This is a genomic window from Mycobacterium sp. TH-M82 (assembly GCF_057473605.1).
The window spans coordinates 1-4,468 of the sequence record NZ_JBYCKY010000292.1 but is presented as its reverse complement, the minus strand read 5'-3'; the positions used below and the strand labels follow the sequence as shown (position 1 = coordinate 4,468).

Here is a 4,468-nt window from a genome sequence, read left to right as displayed (position 1 = left end):
GCGACCGGGCTCACCGCGGGATTGTCGACGGCGTTGTCGCGGCCGGAGGTGACCCACGATCGGGGCGCGGTGCTGCGCGATGTCGCGGTGACCATCGCCGACGGCGGCCGCGACATCTGCGATGTGGTGGTGCTGCGCGAGCAGGCCCGGGTGTTCGGTCCGGTGGCGTCGGTGCCGACGGCGTGGCGGTCGTTGAACGAGATCGATGAACCGGCGTTGGCCCGGATCGTGACGGTGCGTAACAAGACCCGCCAGCGGGTGTGGGAGCTGATCGAGGCCCGGCACGGGCGGATCCCTCCAGCACCCACCTGCTACGGGGATCTGGGTGCGGTGATCGTGATCCGCGTCGACGCGTCGCTGATCGACTCACATTCGGATAAGCAGCGCGCGGCTGGGAACTTCAAGGGAGGGTATGGGTTTCAGTGCGCCATGAGGCGCTCTGTTGCATCCCCAACGCAGTTGGGAAGGACTGAAGGGAGGTTCTTGGGTCCGATGGCTTACCCGATGCCGAAAGGCTGACGGGACAAGAGCATGCCAGGAAATCAGCGACCGTGTCCAGGCGAAGGAGCGGGGTGCTGAGGGACCCGCGTGATATGGCGAAAGCTGGATTGCCTGAACCCCAATCTCCAGAAGATGCAACGTACCATCCGCCGGAAAACGCCTGATACCGGTGCCTGCCCTGCTTCGGTTTAGTGAAATGACCGATGCAACCTTCAGGGCGACGGAGCGACGCTCAGTGAGAGTGTTCAAGGAGATGAGTGGGGCGCCTACGTCGCGCTCGGACGTGTGACAGAGACGAACATGGGATCGCCTACGGGACAACCAGTCCTACGGCGACGGAGGCCTCGTAGTAGTCGCCGGAGTCACGCCCGGCCAAGGAGGGCGGGAAAGCCGACCACAGGGCGAAGGGGGCCAGGTGACCGGACATCGAGAGACGAAGAGGTATGCGAAATGCAGAGCGCCGAAACGGTGCTGGGTGTCCTGCGCGAACGCGGCAGACGTGGTCTGCCGTGTGATGAGCTATATCGACAACTGTTCAACCGAAAACTGTATCTACTGGCTTACGGGCGCCTGTACTCCAACAAAGGGGCCATGACACCTGGGGTCGACGGGAAAACCGTGGACGGCATGTCACTGGGCAAGATCGATCGCGTCATCGACGCGTTGCGCCACGAGCGCTATCGGTGGAGCCCGGCGCGTCGGGTCTACATCCCGAAGAAGAACGGCAAGAAGAGACCTTGGGTCTGCCGTCGTGGACGGGCAAACTGGTCGGTGAGGTAATCCGGTTGCTGTTGGATGCCTATTACGAGCCGACGTTCTCTGATTGTTCGCATGGTTTCCGCCCCGGCCGGGGATGTCACACCGCGCTGCGCGACGTGGCGATCACCTGGACCGGGACGACCTGGTTTGTTGAGGGCCCCGAGGGATACGCCGAACGCCGAGTTCGGCGTACCACAGGACGTACGACGCGATGCGGAAGTCCCGTAAGTGCGGCAACCACGATACCGTACGGGTATTACGGAAACAATTGCGCGGCATGCTGAGTCACGATCCTGGTGATCCCGGCTATCGTCGGTTGCGTTACGTCAGATACGCCGACGATGTCCTGCTCGGGTTTATCGGACCCAAGGCAGAAGCCGAGCAAATCAAACAGCGCCTGACCCAGTTCCTGCGTGACGACCTCATGTTGGAGCTGTCGCAGGACAAGACGCTGATCACGCACGCTCGCACCGATGCGGCGAGATTCCTCGGCTACGAGATCACTGTGCGGCACGATAACCGCAAACTCACCGCGGGCAGCCGGTCGGTCAACGGCTCGATCGGATTGCATGTGCCCAAACAAGTGGTCAAGGCCAAATGCGCCCCGTTTCTGCAGCGCGGCAAACCCGCGCACCGGAGCCCGTTGCTCAACTACAGCGACCACAAGATCGCTGAGACGTTCGGGGCCGAATATCGGGGCATCGTCCAGTACTACCTGCTGGCCGGTGACGTCTGGCGACTGAGCCGGTTGCGCTGGGTCATGGAGACCTCGCTGCTGAAAACATTGGCGGCAAAGCATCGCTCGTCGGTAACGAAGATGGCGCGTCGATACAAGACCACCGTCTCCACACCCTACGGGCCACGAAAGTGCTTGCAGGTCAGCGTTGAACGCGAAGGCAGGAAACCACTGGTCGCACGGTTCGGAGGTATTCCACTGCGGCGGCAGAAACTGGCGGTGCTGTACGACCGTCAGCCCGTTCAGGCAATCATTCGTCGCAAGGAGCTTGTCGGCAGGCTCCTCGCTGGCCGGTGCGAACTATGTACGATCTCAGGCGAGGTGGAGGTCCATCACGTCGCCCGACTCACCGACCTGGTCAAGCCTGGGCAGCCGACACCGGCGTGGGCACAACTGATGACCCGACAGCGACGCAAGACCCTCATCGTCTGCGGCGACTGTCATGGCCTCATCCACGCCAAACCGCCGATCGCAAACGCGAAATCACCGGAGAGCTGCTTGCGGTGAAAGTCGCACGGGTGGTTCGGGAGGAGGGCGCTGGAAAAGGACCCGCGCAGCGGGCACCTCGCCAGCGTCCTACCTCACTCCGCTGACGGCGTGGTGCGACAACACGGGCGAGTTGTTGGCGATCACCCCGCGCGCGGGCAACGCCGGGTCGAACACCGCCGCCGACCACATCGCGATCATCGACGCCGCGATCGCCGCGATCCCCGCCAAGTGGCGGCGCAACCTGTTGGTCACCATCGACGGCGCCGGGTCCAGCCACGCCGTGGTGGAGCACCTCACCGCTCTGAATGCGCAGCCGGGCTGGTCGGTGGCCTATTCGGTGGGGTTCGACCTGGACGAGCGGGTGCGGGTCGCGATCGGGCTCACCCCACCAGACGTGTGGTCGGCGGCGCTGGACCCAGACGGCGACCCGCGCCCCGACGCGCAGGTCGCCGAGCTGACCGGGCTGCTGCGCGAGTCCGCGGGCGGGGACCGGCTGGCCGGCTGGCCCGCCGACATGCGGATCCTGGTGCGCCGGGAAAAGATCACCGAGGGCACCCAGCTGTCGCTGTTCGAGCAGCTGGGCGGCTACCGCTACCAGGTCATGGCGACCAACACCGTCGGCGGCCAGGTCCAGCGGCTCGAGGCCCGCCATCGGGTGCACGCCCGCGTGGAAGGCTTCATCCGCAACGGCAAGGCCACCGGCCTGGCCCGGTGGCCATCGGCGTCGTTCGCCATCAACACCGCCTGGGTCACCGCCGCCGCGATCGCGATCGACCTGCTGTGCTGGATCAGGCTGCTGCTGCTCGACGGGCCGCTGGCCAAGGCCGAACCCGACACCTTGCGGCACCGGCTGCTGCACACCGCCGCCCGGCTGATCAACCACTCCCGCCACCTATTCCTCCGCATATCCCAAACCTGGCCCTGGGCACAAGAATTCGCCGACGCGTTCAACCGCGTCCTAGCCATCCCCTGACGAAAAGGCCGTTGTCCCTACGACCCCCAGGAAGGAGCCAAGCAAGCATCCGGGCCTAAGGAACCCGGCGCCACCGCGCGACACGCGGCGCCGAGACCTACCCGGACCTGAGAAATCGAGATCAACAGGCGCCAGCCACCGATGTCACGGGACCACCCGCACCCACGTGAAATTTTGAGGTAAGTGAGATCACAAGCGACAGGGTTCCAAACCCAAGGCAGCGAGCGTACGATTTTATAGGAGATGCGACTTGGGAGGAACGATGTTGACGAGAAACAATCTTACGGGTGCTGTGACTCGGTCTGCAATTGGTGTTATCGCAGCGGTCGCTGCCACTGTAGCGTCCACAGTCGCCCCCCCCGCAGTTGGGGCGTCCGGTCCAACCGGGCATCCGGTTGCCGCTAAGCCGCACTGCATACCGGCGCAGAGCGGGTTCGGTAACATTTACTGTATATGGGAGGAAGAGCGAGCGCCGTTAACGAGCCCACCGTGCCCTCCCCCGGGCCGGCCAGCAGACAGGACCATCCCCGGTTGTATGCGGCACGCTTAGCTTAGCTCGCTTAGCCTGAGTCCGTGGGCGAAGATGGCGACTTGATCGGCGTGTGAACAACGCGAAGATGCCGTCTGGGCTGGGAGAATATTAGTTGTAATTAGCGAAATCATCCCTGCTGCGGGAGGCATTTCCAATGCATTATCGCATTCGTTTATCGCCGAGTCCTCGCTATTCGACGGACAGAAGGCTTCCTCGCTGCCTCAAGTGAATTATCGCTTTAACTAACGCGAATTTCCACGCAGGGGATTCGACGTAACTTCCAGGAATTCGAAGCGTAGGGTTTTGGTTTCCCCACCGAGGACGTGGACACCGATCGGCTCTATGCCTCCCAAGCGGACAATTGTGATCTCACTCTCGCTGGCCTGGATTTTTCACCTAGTTCGGCGTTTGGGGGTGTCGCTGACGTGAAAGATGCACTGCCGCAACGATAATCGATGTTGACAAACGTTCGAGAATC

3 protein-coding genes and 1 pseudogene are annotated in these 4,468 nt (G+C 63.0%); all 4 read left to right on the top strand.

Features of this window, described 5'->3' with window-relative positions:
* Positions 1-519 (top strand): annotated as a pseudogene (locus AC2VON_RS09280) (hypothetical protein); the annotation flags it as partial.
* Positions 520-951: 432 nt separating this feature from the next.
* Positions 952-1,281 carry a hypothetical protein gene (locus AC2VON_RS09275; RefSeq protein WP_486952687.1) on the top strand — a complete coding sequence of 110 codons (330 nt, stop codon included), beginning with the start codon at positions 952-954 and terminating at the stop codon, positions 1,279-1,281.
* Between the two features lie 256 nt (positions 1,282-1,537).
* Entirely contained in the window at positions 1,538-2,503 is a 966-nt protein-coding gene (locus AC2VON_RS09270; protein ID WP_486952686.1) for an HNH endonuclease, read from the top strand.
* A complete protein-coding gene (locus AC2VON_RS09265; RefSeq protein ID WP_486952685.1) occupies positions 2,439-3,458 on the top strand; it encodes a transposase in 1,020 nt (339 codons plus the stop codon). Before AC2VON_RS09270 ends, AC2VON_RS09265 begins: the two co-directional genes overlap by 65 nt.
* The last annotated feature ends 1,010 nt before the right edge of the window (positions 3,459-4,468 follow it).

Excerpts from the sequence above, each read along its gene's own strand:
- AC2VON_RS09275 (WP_486952687.1), top strand. The coding sequence starts at position 952 with ATGCAGAGCGCCGAAACGGTGCTGGGTGTCCTGCGCGAACGCGGCAGA.
- AC2VON_RS09270 (WP_486952686.1), top strand. The coding sequence starts at position 1,538 with ATGCTGAGTCACGATCCTGGTGATCCCGGCTATCGTCGGTTGCGTTAC.
- AC2VON_RS09265 (WP_486952685.1), top strand. The coding sequence starts at position 2,439 with ATGGCCTCATCCACGCCAAACCGCCGATCGCAAACGCGAAATCACCGG.